Genomic DNA, 15,469 nt, shown 5'->3' with positions numbered 1-15,469 from the left:
TTAGATGTTTTTTTATTTAACTACTTTTTTCACTATTTTCTATTGATTAACATGGGTTTTTTTTCATATTTTCGCATATTACTACTTTGAACATATTATTGCTAACAAATGTAGAATAATGTATAATCTTATCTATATGCATTTTGTTATAGATTTTAATTTTATATTTTATATATAGAGAGGAAGATTTAGATGAAACTAGGCATTGTTGGTTTGCCTAATGTTGGGAAAAGTACATTATTTAATGCAATTACACAAGCAGGAGCAGAATCTGCTAACTATCCGTTTTGTACTATAGAACCTAACGTAGGAGTTGTATCAGTACCTGATTATAGATTAAATATTCTTAGAGATATGCATAAATCCGAAAGAGTGTTGCCAGCTGCAATTGAATTTTATGATATTGCAGGTCTTGTAAGAGGTGCTAGTAAAGGAGAAGGTCTAGGAAATAAGTTTCTATCTCATATCCGGGAAGTAGCTTCAATTGTTCACGTGGTTAGATGCTTTGAAGATTCAAATATTACTCATGTTGATGGAAACGTTGATCCTTTAAGAGATATAGAAACAATAAATCTTGAACTTATTTTTTCAGATTTAGAAGTAGTTGAAAAGAGAATTCAAAAAACTGAAAAGCTACTAAAAAGCGATAAAAATTTAGCAGCAGAGCTTGAACTTCTAAAAAAGGTTGCAGCAGCTCTGGAAGAAGGGATCTCTGCTAGAGCCCTTGAGTATGATGAGAATGAAATTGAAATACTTAAAACATTTAATCTACTATCTACAAAACCTATTATATACGTAGCAAATGTTTCTGAAGATGAAGTTTCAGAGGACGGAGTAAATAATCCATATGTACAAAAACTAAGAGAGTTTGCTAAAGGCGAAGAAGCAGAAGTAGTTGTTATTTGTGCTAAAATAGAAGCAGAAATAGCAGAACTAGATGAAGATGAAAAGCAAATGTTTTTAGAAGAATTAGGGTTAAAGCAATCAGGTTTAGATCGTCTAGTACAGGCATCTTACTCACTTTTAGGTCTTATCAGCTACTTAACAGCAGGCCCAAAGGAAGTAAGAGCTTGGACTATTAAAAAAGGAACTAAGGCACCTGGAGCAGCAGGTAAAATTCATACAGATTTCGAGAGAGGATTTATTCGTGCTGAAGTAGTAGCTTTTAAAGATTTAGTAGAACACGGTAGTCATACAGCCGCTAAGGAAAAAGGTCTTGTACGCCTTGAAGGTAAAGAATATGTAGTACAGGATGGAGACGTTATTTTATTTAGATTTAATGTGTAAAAAGGAAGAGTCATAGACTCTTCCTTTTTATCTATTTTTTAGCTTTTTTAATTTGCTTAATATTTCATTAGGAAGTAAATATTTTTATATATTTACTTCCATTTCTTCTAATTTTAACAATTCTAAAAATAGATCCCTATTTATTCGTCTAGTTCTGGTACAACATTAGGCGCCTTTTCTCCAGATAAAGCTTTAACAAGGTTAGTAGCAGCTAACATAGCCATCTCAGAACGTGTTTTCTCAGTGGCTGATCCTATATGAGGCACTGTAACTACATTCGACATTTTAAGAAGAGGATTATCTGGCTCAATCGGTTCTTTATCATAAACATCTAACCCTGCGCCAAATATTTTTTTATTTTCAAGGGCTTCAATTAATGCTTTTTCATTTACTGTTTGTCCTCTAGAAGCATTAATAAAAATTGCTTCTCTTTTCATTAAATCAAATTCTTTAGAACCTATAAGATGATATGTATTATTATTAAGTGGAGTCATTAATACAATAAAGTCACTCTGCTTTAAAAGTTCTTCAAAGTCACAATATTTTACACCTAAAGATTCTTCTATTTCATACTTTCTATTTCTATTGTAATAAAGTATTTCCATATCAAAACCAAATTTTGCCCTTTTTGCTACAGCCTCACCTATTCTTCCCATACCGATTATACCAACAGTGGCATGGTGAATATCTAGACCAAAAAGATTCTCATTATCCTCTAGTTTCCATTTGCCATCCTTCATGTATCTATCTAGTTCTGTAATTCTCCTAGCAGTAGATAACATAAGAGCGAATATTAAATCTGCAACAGAATCATCTAATACTCCTGGCGTATTGGTTCCTATAATATTTCTCGCCTTCATTGCCTTTAAATCGAAATTATTGTATCCAACTGAAGCATTACTAACAACCTTTAGTTTTGGAGCATGATTTAATAGTTCTTCATCAATACTAATTCCAGCCAAAAGCAAACCTTCTTTATCATGAATTTTTTTTAGCAATTCACTTCTAGGAATAGGGCCTTCACCTTCCCACTTCTCATAATCACAAAAATTAGCAATATAGTCTTCTACTTTCTTAGGAATTTTTTGTGCAATATATACTTTGTGTTTGCCCAATGTGATCACTCCAATCTATTTTTGTATTTAGTTATATTATAATAGAACAAAATCTTAATTTACACTACCTCTATTTAATCTTGTGCAAGCTTAACTCCCATTTCATATGCTGTTTGAAGAAGTTCTTTAGAGTCACCTACAAAAACTTCATCTGTATTATCCACAAGCATATTATATGTGTATTCAGTATTAATTGCTTTAAAAAATAGATCCATAACTACTGTAGCTCCAATAAACCCTTCTTCTGACTGTTTTGCTCCTCCTACACATACAAACATGCCTTTTCTTCTTTTATTTTTATCTATTGAAGATTTATTTAATACATATTTACTAGACCAAAAGGATTGACATCTGTCAATCATAGCCTTTGTTATGGCCGTTACAGAGTTAAAGTACATTGGTGATCCAATAACTATAATGTCAGCGTGATTAAACTTATCGTAAATACCTGTCATATCATCTTTTTTATAGCAATGTCCAGTTTTACCACAAGCATTACAAGATATACAAGGTTCAAATTTTAAACGCCCTAATTCTATTTTTTCTACTTCCACTTCCTGTGATTTTAAACCTTCAATTACTTCATTTAATAAAATATCTGTGTTCATCTTAATTCTTGGGCTACCTAAAATAACCAAAGCCTTCATCTAAAAACCTCCACTTGTCAAAATTCAAATTCATCTGATGCTATCATGAATTCAGGGCCAACTTAAAAACCTCCTGCTCCTCCACCACCAGCACCGCCTCCGCCACCACCAGTGAAGCCCCCACCGCCTCCTACTGGTGGAGTAACGCTACTAAAAGAATCATTAATACTTTTATTAAATATATTACTTTTATCATTGTTTAAAATAAAGTACCAATACATCCATCCATATCCATAAGGAAAAGCACTTTCTCTATAGTTTGTTTCAATATTAAACTTATTTAATATATCATTATCAATACCTAATGCTAGACCATATATTAAGGAAATATCTTTTGGATATCTCGCCAAATCATCTATTGAGTCATCTTTTTTAAGCTTTTTCATATATTTTTTAAATTCCAACCATTTTCTATATTGTTCATATCCATAATCAGATTTTCTTGATAGCAACACTATCCCTTGTATTAAAATTAAAACTGAAGTACCCAGTAATACAAATCCAAATACAGATTCATAAACTAAAGTTACTATACTAATAATTAAAGATATGGGGAAAAATAGCACTAGTGGTAAACCAAACTTTTTAGTACTATTATCAAAATATCCCTTTGTAATTGTATCTTCTTTTATTTTTCTCTGCCACTCCAAATAATGTTTTGTAAAAATCGATCCATTAGTTTTGCTATAGTGTTCTATATCCTTAGTAGTTACAGTTTGACTATCTCCCATTTCATTAATTAGCCAACCCATAAAATACCTTTCGTGGGACATGAGTTTATCGTCTTCTTCCTTTACCTTAGTTATAGTAAAGTCCTTTAACATCTCTTTTTTCTTTTTAAACTCTTCTCCATCCTCTACCCTTATATAACCTTTCCTATAGAGATCAAGTATTGTAGCAATTATAGTATTGCTACTAATAATATTGCTTGTAATATAGGCAGCTATAGCCGGAGTACAGTCTTCAGGCACATCTAAATATTTTCTTTCTTGTTGAATATCAGTTAATCTTCTAGTCTTAATAGCTAGTAGAGTAAATATAATAACTTCAATTGCTGCAACTATAGATGCAATTTTGGCAAATAGGGCTCCCCTTGCTTCCCTTTTAATTCTATTCTCTTCAATTTCCTCTTGTAGCTGTGCTTCTTCATTCATAATATTTGAGTAAGCATCTTTATCTACAATATTTTGCGAAGCAGATATAAATTCCCTTGGAAAAAGTATCCTTCCCTCTATAAATGTACTTTTCGGTACATCCTCTACTTGTAAATTAACAGTATTATCTGATATTTTATTTATTTCTCCGTTTAAAGGACCATGGGCAAAGATTTTCACTTTATCGTTTACATCTTTTTCAGGCAGTCTTATGTTCACAGAGAAAAAGTCTATAGGGGTATCATTTTCTGTTCCTAAAAATTTATAATAAAGCTCGCCTATATCATTATACTTTTTTGCAAGATTTTTTATTGTATAGATTATTCTAAATGTCTTTTCTTCATTTTTAGATGGAGAAAATATTTGTAATGTTACACTATTGTTTTTTTCTTTGGCTAAGAAGACATTACTATCTCCTTTTTTGGCATCTTCTACTAGCTTGTATTCTAAAACTTTGTCTTTACTGTTTTCTACTACACGTATTCCCTCAATACCTGAGGTGTTTTCTAAAACTATTTCTCTAAATACACCATTATATTTTCCACTAAACTTAAATGTTATATCTTCTACTATTGAAAGGTCTCCATTTTCTAAAATATTGGATTCTACCAACCATTGAGTAATACCTAATGATTCTTCTCCACTTGATATTATAGTAGAGCTTATAACAGTTGTTAAAGTAAGAAGTAATAAGGTTATAATTCTAAATGATCTTTTAATTTTAAACACTTCCTTCTTTTTCTAATATTTACTATGAATCTATTTACTTCTTTAATTTAATTATAGGTTAGTTTTTGTATTAACTCAAATCATTATGAAAAATCATTAGACACTATTCCATAGACTCCTGTAATACTTAATTTTTTAACCTTCATTTAAATTTCAAGTGCTACCAGTGTTTCTAGTCTATTACTTTTTGAGAAATCATTGATAATTGGAAATTTTATACTCTTCTATATATAAAAAAATCCTACTGCAATAAATACAATAGGACTTTTTTGAAAAATTTAATAACCTTCTACACTACCCTTATAATCTTTTACTATATTTACAGATGCACTTGCACCAATTCTTGTAGCTCCTGCTTCTATCATGGCTAGAGCGGTTTTTAAATCCCTTACTCCACCAGAAGCTTTTACTCCTATTTCAGGACCTACTGTTTCTCGCATAAGCTGTACATCTTCTACTGTTGCACCGCCTGTACTAAAACCTGTGGAGGTTTTAACAAAGTCCGCTCCAGCTTTTTTAGCTAGCTTACAAGCTAATATTTTTTCTTCATTAGTTAACAAACAATTCTCAATAATTACTTTAACTATAGCTCTACCACTTGCAGCATCGACTACAGCTTTAATATCATTTAAAACCTTTTCTTCCTTACCTTCTTTAAGTGCTCCGATATTGATTACCGTATCTATTTCTTTAGCTCCATTATCAATAGCATTTTTAGTTTCAAATGCTTTAGCCTCTGATGTCATGGCTCCTAAAGGAAATCCTACTACAGCAGTTACTTTAACATCGGTTCCCTGTAATTGTTCATAGGCAAGAGCAACGTTTGCTCCATTAACACAAACAGAAAAAAATCCATATTCCCTTGCTTCTTCACATATTTTTTTAATTTCCTCTTTTTTTGTTTCAGGTTTTAATAATGTATGATCTATATATTTTGCTATATTCATAATACATCCTCCAATTAATCTATAATCAACTCTACCATCTCACCATTTTTAAGAGCAGCTGCATTTCCTTCATCTACGTCGATATGCATTTCAAGTGCATATGTTTCATGAGCTCTTACTAATACATTTTCAAATATAACAGCTCTTTCTCCAGTTGTTCTAACTTTTATTCTTTGCTTATCTACTACGCCAAAAGCCTCTGCATCGCTAGTATGCATATGTATGTGTCTTGCTGCAGCAATTACTCCTTCTTGCATTTCTACTTCACCATTTGGTCCTACTATTTTAACCCCTGGACTACCTGCCACATCTCCAGAATCTCTTATTGGGGGCTTAACTCCTAAAACAAAACCATCTGCTAATGATATTTCCACCTGTGTTTTTCCTCTAGCTGGTCCCAGTACTCTTACACCCTTAATTGTTCCTTTCGGACCTACTAAATCTACCTTTTCTTCCGCAGCATACTGTCCTGGTTGTGATAAATCCTTAAACTTAGTTAGATCATAGGTTTTTCCAAACAGTGTTTCAATGTCCACTTGGCTTAGATGAATATGTCTGTTTGATAGTGCAGCTGGCAACATTTTTTTACTCACAATAATTCCTCCTCCAGTACTTTTTAGCCTTTACAGAGCTAATAAAAATATGAATTTATAATATTAAAATCATGGTTGTATACAATATTATTATACGTGCTTTTAAATTAAAAATCAAACATAGCTATGTAAAATTCTAATTTTTCTTAATCTTTATATAAATAAAAGTCAATTCAGATGGAGTTAGAATTGTCAGCTATCGGATAAAATAATAATATTTTGAGAAAAGCATTTATATTATTATTTTTGCTTCCAAATTATATTTACATAATATTGTTATAGTATATCTACTTAATTATTTTCTTTAATATGTCTTCAAACTCTGGAAAAGATATCGATATACAGTTAGACCCTAAAACCTTTGTCTGTCCTTCTGCCATCATTCCAGCAATAGCCAATGCCATAGCTATTCTATGATCACCACCACTATCTACCACCAATCCTTTTAGTTTAGTAGGTCCTTCTATTATCATTCCATCCTCTGTTTCTTCTATTTTTGCTCCCATCTTTCCCAGTTGGGTTACCATCATTTCTATCCTGTTAGATTCTTTAACCTTCAGTTCCTCTGCATTTCTTATAGTAGTTTTGCCTTCTGCAAAGGTAGCAGCAACAGCTAATATCGGTATTTCATCTATTAGCCTTGGAATTATATTGCCTTCTATAGTTGTTCCTGTTAAATTACTATTTTTAACCATAATATGTCCGTATTTTTCTCCATTAGATACTTTTTCAAAAATTATTTCAATATTAGCCCCCATAGACTTTAATGCATCTATAATGCCTGTTCTAGTTGGATTAAGTCCAACATTTTCAATTAAAAGTTCTGACTTAGGTGAAATTAAGGCTAAAACAATTAAAAATGCAGCAGATGAAATATCTCCAGGAACAAAAACCTCATTACCTACTAGTTTTTGTCTACCCTCTATTTTTATAAAGCTATCATCTTTTTCTATCTTGCCTCCAAAATAATTGACCATTATTTCTGTATGATCCCTCGTTACTTCAGGTTCCTCTATTACAGTAGTCCCTGTGCCCTGTAGTCCTGCTAAAATAATAGCAGATTTAACCTGAGCACTGGCTACAGGCAGTTTATAATTAATTGCTTGCAGGTTACCACCCTTTATTATAATAGGAAGCAAGTTATTTTTCTCTACAAAACTAATATTTGCCCCCATTTCCTTCAGTGGATCTGTAATTCGTTTCATAGGTCTGCTTTTTAAAGAATAGTCCCCAGTAAAGCAATAGCTATTACTACTCCCACTAATTAAACCTAACAATAATCTAACAGCAGTACCTGAGTTGCCTGCATCTAGCTGTCCATAATAAGGTTTATAGTGCTCGGGTGGCATACCTTTAACTATCGTAATATCATTCTGTCGCTCTACTATTACTCCTAATTTTTCGAGGCAATTTATAGTGTTTTTAACATCCTCAGATAATAGTAGATTATGTACATGGGTTTCGTTTTCTGCAATGCCGCCTAGCATAATACTTCTATGGGAAATGGACTTATCCCCTGAAACTGCTATTTTCCCAATCACTTTATTTATTTTACTTACAACTAAATCCATAATTAACCTCCACAATGGTTTTTCTGATAATTTCCGTGGGTATATTATTAAATACCTTTACTTGTTCTTTGTCTGTAGGTAGTACAAATGTAATATAATTATCCTTATTCTTTTTATCCATAGCCATAGACTTTAATATTTCTTCACCATTAAATTTATATTCAAATAGATTAGAATAGTATTTATATATTATCTTTTTTATAAACTTATAATAGTCTACTGTAATTAACCTAAGAAAAAAAGATAGATTTGCAGCAAGTAATAACCCTAATGCTACAGCCTCTCCATGAAAAAACTTATTGAAGCCAGTGGATGATTCTATCCCATGGGCAAATGTATGTCCCAAATTTAACGTTTGCCTAAGTCCAAAATCCATTTCATCCTTTATTACAATTTGCTCCTTCATTTTAATACATTTTAAAATAATTTTATCTAAATCTATAGCTCTATTTAAATACTTTACATAGTTTTTATCTAAATCAACTAATAGGTCGTAGTCTCCTAGCATTCCATATTTTATAACTTCTCCAAATGCAGCTATAAATTCCCTATTGGGTAATGTATTTAAAGTATTAGTATCTACAACTACAGCTTTTGGATGATAAAATGTGCCTAGCAGATTTTTAAATCTTTCGTAGTTTATACCAGTTTTCCCTCCAATACTACTATCTACCTGTGCTAAAAGAGTGGTAGGTATGTGAATCATATCTATTCCCCTCATATATGTAGATGCCACGAAACCACCTAAGTCACCAATTACTCCTCCGCCTACAGCAATAAGTACCGAGTTTCTATTATATTTTTCATCAATTAGCTTATCTATAATTTTTCTATAGTTATCAATAGATTTACTTTCCTCTCCAGATGGAATTATAAAGTGATCAAACTTAGCTCCATTGTTCTTTAATACATCTATTATTGTTTTGCCATAATGATTAAATACATTTTCATCTGTAAGCATAAATACAAACCTGTTTTGAATATAGGAACTTAATAAGGAATCAAGCTTCACTATTAAATCCTTTCCCATATATAGAGGATAGGGTTTTTTACCTATATGTATTTGTGTACATAGCATATTATCTACTCCTTAAATAGTCTATATATCTTTTATAGTTTGATAGCATCTCCTCTATACTATCTCCCCCAAACTTTTCCACTATTTCCATCGCTATAATAAAGGCACATATTCCTTCTGCTACAACAGATGCTGCTGGTACTGCACAATTATCACTTCTTTCTACTATAGCTTCTTTTTCTTCCTTAGTTAACATATTTACTGTTTTTAGTGGCCTAGTAAGTGTGGGTATAGGTTTCATATATCCCCTTATAATAATATCCTCCCCATTACTTACACCTGCTTCAATTCCGCCTGCTCTATTAGTATTACGATAATATCCTTGTACTTCAGAATACTCAATTTCATCATGGAACTGAGATCCTGCTTTACTAGACCCATCTATTCCATCTCCAATCTCTACAGCCTTAATTCCTTGCAATCCCATAATACCTTGAGCTAATATTCCGTCCAATTTTCTATCAAAATGAGCATAGCTCCCTAGTCCGACAGGAACATTTCTAATTACTACTTCAAATGATCCACCTAAGGAGTCCCCAGTTCGTTTGGCCATCTCTATTTCTTGTATCATTTGTACTTCCATATTAGTATCAATACATCTTACTGGGGATTCATCTATTCTATTTTTATAATTAAATATATCTTTTTGGCAAAATCTATAGTTAACTTGTCCAATTGATATTACATGTCCTAATATTTCTATATTAAATATAGATAAAAATTGCTTGGCTATACTACCAACCGCTGTACGAATAGCAGTTTCTCTAGCACTAGCCCTTTCTATTACATTTCGAATATCCATGTGATTATACTTCAATGCCCCTACTAAATCTCCATGCCCTGGACGAGGTTCTTTAATATGATTTTGTTCCTCTTCTAGCTTTTCAAATCCCATAATATTTGTCCAGTTTTTATAGTCAATATTTTCAATCATAATAGTTAAAGGACTACCTAGGGTTTTACCGTCTCTTACTCCAGTAATTATCTCTACTCTATCCTTTTCTATTTTCATTCTATTGCCCCTACCATATCCCCGCTGTCTTCTTCTTAAATCTTCATTTATAATATTTATATCAATAGGTATGTTTGAAGGCAAACCTTCTATAATTGCCACTAATCCCTTTCCATGAGACTCTCCAGCAGATAAATAACGAAGCATATTGTTCCTCCCTTTCACATTATTAACTATAAAAAGAGAGAGCATATATCCCTCTCTTTACACCTATTTATTATTCATAATAATTAGCATGATATCATCTTTTGGTTGTTCCTGATTAGTATGTATAAATAATTCTTCTCTAATTTTATCGTTAATTTCATCATTGCTCTTGCTATAATTATCTATTAATATTTCTTTAAGTCTGTCTATGCCAAACATTTCTCCATCGACTCCATAGGCTTCAATAATACCGTCCGTAAAAACACAAATTAATTCATAATCGGATACATTATAGTAATCATCTTCGTATTTTGTATCACAGAAGATTCCCAAAGGTAATCCTCTGTTGAACACAATTTCTTCAGCTATAATAGTAGTACCTTCTTTTTTTATACCTATAGGGAAATGGTGTCCTCCATTCGCTATATTTGTCCTATGAGTCTTTAAATCAATAATAGCAAGTCTAGCCGTAGCATATATATCTAAAGAATTAAAGTCCTCACATAGATTATGATTAATTATAGTTAAAATTTCCGCAGCAGTTTTTTTATCATCTATACAGGACTTTAGCGCACCTTTAATCATAGCAGAGAAATAATTAGCTAAAATACTATGTCCCATAACATCTGCAATGAAAATACACAAGAAGTGATCATTTATAAAAAATATATCACAAAAGTCCCCGCCTAAGTTAGCCGTAGGATAAAAATAGTAAGATACTCTAGTCTTATTTGGTAGTGTAATATTATTGTTAGGCATAATTAATCTTTGTTTTTCCTGAACAAGTTCTAATTCCTTTTCCATCATTTTATGCTCAATTAGCTTAGATGCATTTTTGTATCTCTCTATAGCAAATATAATTTGTGTAGCAAATATATTTAATATCTTCAAATCATCTTCACTATATCTTGATGCATTAGCAACTGCTATATATCCAATTACAATATCATCAATAACTAAATTGTGATAAAGTATAGTTCTTATACTTTCATTTTTAATAAATGAAGGTATATTGCCTTCATTAAAATATTTTCCATTAATTATCTTATATTGTTTCTCTTTGAGCTTTATATGAAGATTTTCTGCTAATACTTTTAAATCCTTATTTTTTCCATATGTACTTTCATGATAAATTCCTTTATCAAAGCCCTTCATAACTATAATAGCAGATTCACTAAAAGTTACGTTGCATATTTGTTTGCTCAAAGGCTTTAAGAAACTATCTAGATTTAAGTTTTTATATAACTCATCCGTAGCCTTATTAATAAAATTCAGTGATCCCCTTAACTTTTTGATCATAAAATCTGAGTCTCTTTTTTTTCTTGTTATTTCAATAGATAATCCTATTAAAGAAGCCACTGATGCAATAAAATCTATATCTTCATCTGTATATTGTGTGCTTTCTTCAATAAAAAAGCAAGTCATAAACCCAATAACCTCATTACTAGATATAAGCGGAAAAACTGCTCTAGATTTATAACCTTCATTTTGTGCCAGAAATCGTTCACTTTTAGCACGTTCGTCCTTAAAAATATCCTTTATCCATACTATTTTTTTCTCTCTAATTGCCTCATGTATATAGATAGGATAGCTATCAAAAGCTATGTGATGCTCCTTTTTTTCATTCCTCTTAAAAAAATTCGGAATAAAATCTAAAGTCGAAGAACAAACTAAATGAGCATATTTATAATCACGAATAAATAAATTAACACAAGCTTTAGCAGGAACAATTACATCTAGCATTTTTTCTATAATATTATCTTTTATGTCAAAGAAATTATCTGTTGAAGTTACCATTGTAGAAATTTCTACTAATGCTCTTATTCTACTATCAGTATATTGCATAATTTTTCCCCCTAGATTTCTTCTACATATCATTTAATAGTTCTTCAAAGTCAACTCCCTTTTCTTCTCCATCCCTAGCTTTATTTATGATATTAGATAGAAAAGTAATAAATGCTAATGCTAAAATAATGCTAGATACAATCATGTAATAAATGGTGTAGGGTGTATACCAAGCCGTTACCGCAAGATAAATACTTAAAATAACATATCCCTTAACCTTATTTTTAGATAGAGCTACCTTCTTATACTTATCCCATTTCTTTTCTCTTCTACTTATTTTACTTTCAATTATTTCATCTATTTCTTCATCATTAGGGAATAAGCCATTATTTTCAATTATTTTTAGTAGCTGCTCCTTGTTCACAAGTAATAGTCCATATTTCTCATTTAACTTGCTTACAAAATCATAACTATCGTTAGTAAAATCTGATGTTGTAACTAAGATACCCTTTTTTATTTTATTATCAGTTAGCAGATAAAGAAATTCTTTTACTTCCTTTAACTCTACATCAAAATCACTTTTATATATATTAAATAATAACATAATTTCTTCTTCCCTGTATACAGAATTTAACAATATATATCTTTGATCACATTCTATAAAATTAAATTTACTAAAACCCATAGGTGCAAATACTTCTCTGATATACTCTCTCATTTCATCAACTGTCTTGTTCATAATTTCATTGTAAACCCTTTGACTTGCAACATACCGTCTTTTTTGCTCTTTTAATTGTTCAAATTTATGTTTTCTCCCCATTATAGCTAAACTATGCACTATAATAAAGCTAACTGTTGAAAGTAATATGGATAAGTATAATTTGTTTGTTTTTAAATATAGATATAAAAATGCTATAAAGAACACAAATATTCTCCAAATAGAATAGTCAAATACTTTAGCAAAATTATTCCTTTTATCATCTTTAACACTTAAGTAATAGTTTTTAAAACGCAGACTATTACTTCTACTTTTTTTATGACCTTTTAATTGATTAGCTATAAAACGAAATAGTAAATCTATTTTTTTCATTTTTTATCCTCCTATATATTATTAGATCTGCAACTATACATATAATTAATATTATTTCTACTTTTTCCAATAATAGTAAAGTTATACTTAAGAGAAATAAAAAAAGACCTTCTTTCCTTTATACGTATCGGTGATATCAAAAATAGTTTTCAGAGCAAAGAATCTGTACCATGGACAAAAGAACTATAGCCAAAATATTGATATTTACTTCAACCATTGTAGACAGATTTAGGCAATAGAATAGCCACATGATACATGAAATATCCTGTGGCTAATCAAAAACTTAGAAAACATCCTTATTAAGCTTGGCCTAATTACAAAAAAACTTTTTATTTAACCCATAGCTTTTTCTAACTTATCTAAATGTTGTAGAGGAAAATGTCTTAACAGTTCTTTAAACTGCTCAACAGTTAATCCAGAAGTTGTTGTGTAAATCTCGATTTTTTCATCTAATCCAGCATTAATAAATCTAGTTTTTATTTCCTCAAAATTTACTGATGAATTCATATTAAACCCTCCTTGAATAGATTTCAATTATAGTATTAATATATATATACTTTTCTATTCAAAGTATATAAGTTTAATATGATATTAATTTATTCTATAGATAACAATTCTAAATCTCATCTAACATATACATTTTACTTATATGTTTCTTCTTTTAACGAGGCCACATAAGGCAAGTTTCTATATTTTTCTCCATAATCAATTCCATATCCTACAATAAACTTATCTGGTATTTCAAATCCTATATAATCAATATTTAAATCACATTTTCTTCTTTTAGGTTTATCTAGTAGTGTACATATTTTTAAACTCTTAATATTTCTTGACTTTAAATTATCTGTTAAATATTTTAAAGTTAATCCTGTATCAATAATATCCTCTATAATTAGAACATGTTTTCCTTCTATTTCTAGGTCTAAATCTTTTAATATTCTAACTATACCAGAGCTTTCTGTAGAATATCCATAACTAGAAACAGCCATAAAATCAATATAAACAGGTATATCAATTTCACGTATAAGATCTGCCATAAAAACATTGGCACCTTTAAGCACACCTACTACAACTACTTCATCATCTCTATTATAATCTTTTGATATTTTCTCACCTAATTCCTTTACCTTACGAGAAATATCCTCCTTCGAAAATAATATTTCTTCAACATCATTATGCATATGACCACCCTTTCTATTTTATTATAAAGTAAAAAATTGTCTAATGCTGTTGCATCGACTTCTATTAATTTTTAACCTTTGTTAAAAATTTTAAGTACTGAAACTACTACTAATATCTTTCTTCCTTAAAAACTTCCATCAGATTAGAAAAATATTCTTTCTTGTAGACAAATAAATTGAGGAAATTATATATAATATACAATTTCCTCAATTATAACATAATATAATCTTTTTCTGAATATTTTCCTTTAAAATCATATTAATATTCGATACATAAACTATTATATATTTACTTTTAAAATTCAACGTATTTTAAATCACTTTCTAAGTACCTTGCTAATGCATAGATGGTATCGGATAATCGATTAACATATTTAATAAGTATATCACTAACATATTCCTCTTTCTTTAAGGTTAATATTCGTCTTTCCGCTCTTCTACAAATAGTTCTTGCCACATGAAGGCTAGCAGATGCTTTATTTGTTCCAGGAATTATAAACTTATCCATCTTTGGCATCTTTTCTAAATAGCTATCTATAGTTTCTTCTAAATATTTAATCTGCTCTTCTGCTACTTTTCCTTTGAATTTTTCGCTATTTTCAGTTGCAAGTTCTCCTGCAACATTGAACAATTCCCTTTGTATACGATATATTATTTCAACTATTTCCTTGTCATCTATAAAGTTTCTTGCTAGGCCGAGCATAGAGTTTAGTTCATCAATAGTACCATAGCTTTCAACACGTATATCATCTTTTTTTACTCTTTTACCATCATATAAACTAGTTTCTCCACTATCCCCTGTTTTAGTATAAATTCTCATAAATAGCCCTCCTTATTTTATTATATACAAGCAAAAACTCACCTATTTTATCCTATATAATAATTCTAATATTGTACCCTCTTTTTGTGAAATAGATACAGAATTATACTTTTAAGGACTTCTTAAAACCAAATTCTTACTAGAGTTAATACCCAACAAGAACCCAGTTTAAGCGAAAGGTGAGTTTTATTATTTTATTATTTTATTATTTTGTAAGCTTTAAATTTCCTGTAAAATGGCACGCTACAAATGTTTCATTACCTATATCTTTTAATTCTGGTGTTTGTTCTTTACAAATATCTTGTCTATACAT

Annotated in this window: 14 protein-coding genes; 1 reads left to right on the top strand and 13 read right to left on the bottom strand. The window is 30.3% G+C overall.

What is annotated here, in order from left to right; translation table 11 throughout:
* Nucleotides 1-192: 192 nt before the first annotated feature.
* A complete protein-coding gene (ychF, locus tag KQI88_RS12740) occupies nucleotides 193-1,287 on the top strand; it encodes a redox-regulated ATPase YchF (protein WP_216417927.1) in 1,095 nt (364 codons plus the stop codon).
* 140 nt (nucleotides 1,288-1,427) lie between these two features.
* On the opposite strand, the gene KQI88_RS12735 is transcribed toward ychF, so the two are convergent.
* The 13 genes from KQI88_RS12735 to KQI88_RS12675 all read right to left on the bottom strand — a co-directional run bounded on the left by KQI88_RS12735 (nucleotide 1,428) and on the right by KQI88_RS12675 (nucleotide 15,156).
* Complete coding sequence (locus tag KQI88_RS12735; protein WP_216417925.1) at nucleotides 1,428-2,402, bottom strand: 2-hydroxyacid dehydrogenase; 975 nt, start codon at nucleotides 2,400-2,402, stop codon at nucleotides 1,428-1,430.
* Nucleotides 2,403-2,476: 74 nt separating this feature from the next.
* The gene (locus KQI88_RS12730) at nucleotides 2,477-3,049 is read right to left on the bottom strand and encodes a flavodoxin family protein (RefSeq protein WP_216417923.1); all 573 of its coding nucleotides are present in this window, start codon (nucleotides 3,047-3,049) and stop codon (nucleotides 2,477-2,479) included.
* Between the two features lie 62 nt (nucleotides 3,050-3,111).
* The gene (locus KQI88_RS12725) at nucleotides 3,112-4,932 is read right to left on the bottom strand and encodes a DUF2207 domain-containing protein (RefSeq protein WP_330656232.1); all 1,821 of its coding nucleotides are present in this window, start codon (nucleotides 4,930-4,932) and stop codon (nucleotides 3,112-3,114) included.
* A gap of 278 nt (nucleotides 4,933-5,210) precedes the next feature.
* Nucleotides 5,211-5,879, bottom strand: a complete 669-nt coding sequence (gene deoC, locus KQI88_RS12720; RefSeq protein ID WP_216417921.1) for a deoxyribose-phosphate aldolase — start codon at nucleotides 5,877-5,879, stop codon at nucleotides 5,211-5,213.
* A 14-nt stretch (nucleotides 5,880-5,893) separates the two neighbouring features.
* Nucleotides 5,894-6,460 carry a phosphate propanoyltransferase gene (gene pduL / locus KQI88_RS12715; protein WP_216418492.1) on the bottom strand — a complete coding sequence of 189 codons (567 nt, stop codon included), beginning with the start codon at nucleotides 6,458-6,460 and terminating at the stop codon, nucleotides 5,894-5,896.
* Between the two features lie 299 nt (nucleotides 6,461-6,759).
* Nucleotides 6,760-8,043: a 3-phosphoshikimate 1-carboxyvinyltransferase gene (aroA, locus tag KQI88_RS12710; protein ID WP_216417919.1), complete on the bottom strand. Its 1,284-nt coding sequence runs from the start codon at nucleotides 8,041-8,043 to the stop codon at nucleotides 6,760-6,762.
* On the bottom strand, nucleotides 8,024-9,121 hold the full coding sequence (gene aroB, locus KQI88_RS12705; protein WP_216417917.1) for a 3-dehydroquinate synthase: 1,098 nt from the start codon (nucleotides 9,119-9,121) through the stop codon (nucleotides 8,024-8,026). Before aroB ends, aroA begins: the two co-directional genes overlap by 20 nt.
* A 1-nt stretch (nucleotide 9,122) precedes the next feature.
* A complete protein-coding gene (gene aroC, locus KQI88_RS12700; RefSeq protein WP_216417915.1) occupies nucleotides 9,123-10,280 on the bottom strand; it encodes a chorismate synthase in 1,158 nt (385 codons plus the stop codon).
* A gap of 63 nt (nucleotides 10,281-10,343) precedes the next feature.
* Nucleotides 10,344-12,125, bottom strand: a complete 1,782-nt coding sequence (locus tag KQI88_RS12695) for a SpoIIE family protein phosphatase (protein ID WP_216417914.1) — start codon at nucleotides 12,123-12,125, stop codon at nucleotides 10,344-10,346.
* A 22-nt stretch (nucleotides 12,126-12,147) separates the two neighbouring features.
* Complete coding sequence (locus tag KQI88_RS12690; RefSeq protein ID WP_216417913.1) at nucleotides 12,148-13,155, bottom strand: restriction endonuclease; 1,008 nt, start codon at nucleotides 13,153-13,155, stop codon at nucleotides 12,148-12,150.
* Between the two features lie 333 nt (nucleotides 13,156-13,488).
* The gene (locus KQI88_RS12685) at nucleotides 13,489-13,662 is read right to left on the bottom strand and encodes a hypothetical protein (RefSeq protein ID WP_212378443.1); all 174 of its coding nucleotides are present in this window, start codon (nucleotides 13,660-13,662) and stop codon (nucleotides 13,489-13,491) included.
* A gap of 134 nt (nucleotides 13,663-13,796) precedes the next feature.
* Entirely contained in the window at nucleotides 13,797-14,336 is a 540-nt protein-coding gene (gene hpt, locus KQI88_RS12680; protein WP_216417912.1) for a hypoxanthine phosphoribosyltransferase, read from the bottom strand.
* A 295-nt stretch (nucleotides 14,337-14,631) separates the two neighbouring features.
* Nucleotides 14,632-15,156, bottom strand: a complete 525-nt coding sequence (locus tag KQI88_RS12675; protein WP_216417911.1) for a cob(I)yrinic acid a,c-diamide adenosyltransferase — start codon at nucleotides 15,154-15,156, stop codon at nucleotides 14,632-14,634.
* Nucleotides 15,157-15,469: the final 313 nt, after the last annotated feature.

The sequence above is a fragment of the Alkaliphilus flagellatus genome (assembly GCF_018919215.1).
In the GTDB taxonomy this organism is placed as follows: Bacteria; Bacillota; Clostridia; order Peptostreptococcales; family Natronincolaceae; genus Alkaliphilus_B; species Alkaliphilus_B flagellatus.
This window is presented reverse-complemented; position numbering and strand designations above follow the sequence as displayed.

Excerpts from the sequence above, each read along its gene's own strand:
- ychF (WP_216417927.1), top strand. The coding sequence starts at position 193 with ATGAAACTAGGCATTGTTGGTTTGCCTAATGTTGGGAAAAGTACATTA.
- KQI88_RS12730 (WP_216417923.1), bottom strand. The coding sequence starts at position 3,049 with ATGAAGGCTTTGGTTATTTTAGGTAGCCCAAGAATTAAGATGAACACA.
- deoC (WP_216417921.1), bottom strand. The coding sequence starts at position 5,879 with ATGAATATAGCAAAATATATAGATCATACATTATTAAAACCTGAAACA.
- pduL (WP_216418492.1), bottom strand. The coding sequence starts at position 6,460 with ATGTTGCCAGCTGCACTATCAAACAGACATATTCATCTAAGCCAAGTG.
- aroA (WP_216417919.1), bottom strand. The coding sequence starts at position 8,043 with ATGGATTTAGTTGTAAGTAAAATAAATAAAGTGATTGGGAAAATAGCA.
- aroB (WP_216417917.1), bottom strand. The coding sequence starts at position 9,121 with ATGCTATGTACACAAATACATATAGGTAAAAAACCCTATCCTCTATAT.
- aroC (WP_216417915.1), bottom strand. The coding sequence starts at position 10,280 with ATGCTTCGTTATTTATCTGCTGGAGAGTCTCATGGAAAGGGATTAGTG.
- KQI88_RS12695 (WP_216417914.1), bottom strand. The coding sequence starts at position 12,125 with ATGCAATATACTGATAGTAGAATAAGAGCATTAGTAGAAATTTCTACA.
- KQI88_RS12690 (WP_216417913.1), bottom strand. The coding sequence starts at position 13,155 with ATGAAAAAAATAGATTTACTATTTCGTTTTATAGCTAATCAATTAAAA.
- KQI88_RS12685 (WP_212378443.1), bottom strand. The coding sequence starts at position 13,662 with ATGAATTCATCAGTAAATTTTGAGGAAATAAAAACTAGATTTATTAAT.
- hpt (WP_216417912.1), bottom strand. The coding sequence starts at position 14,336 with ATGCATAATGATGTTGAAGAAATATTATTTTCGAAGGAGGATATTTCT.
- KQI88_RS12675 (WP_216417911.1), bottom strand. The coding sequence starts at position 15,156 with ATGAGAATTTATACTAAAACAGGGGATAGTGGAGAAACTAGTTTATAT.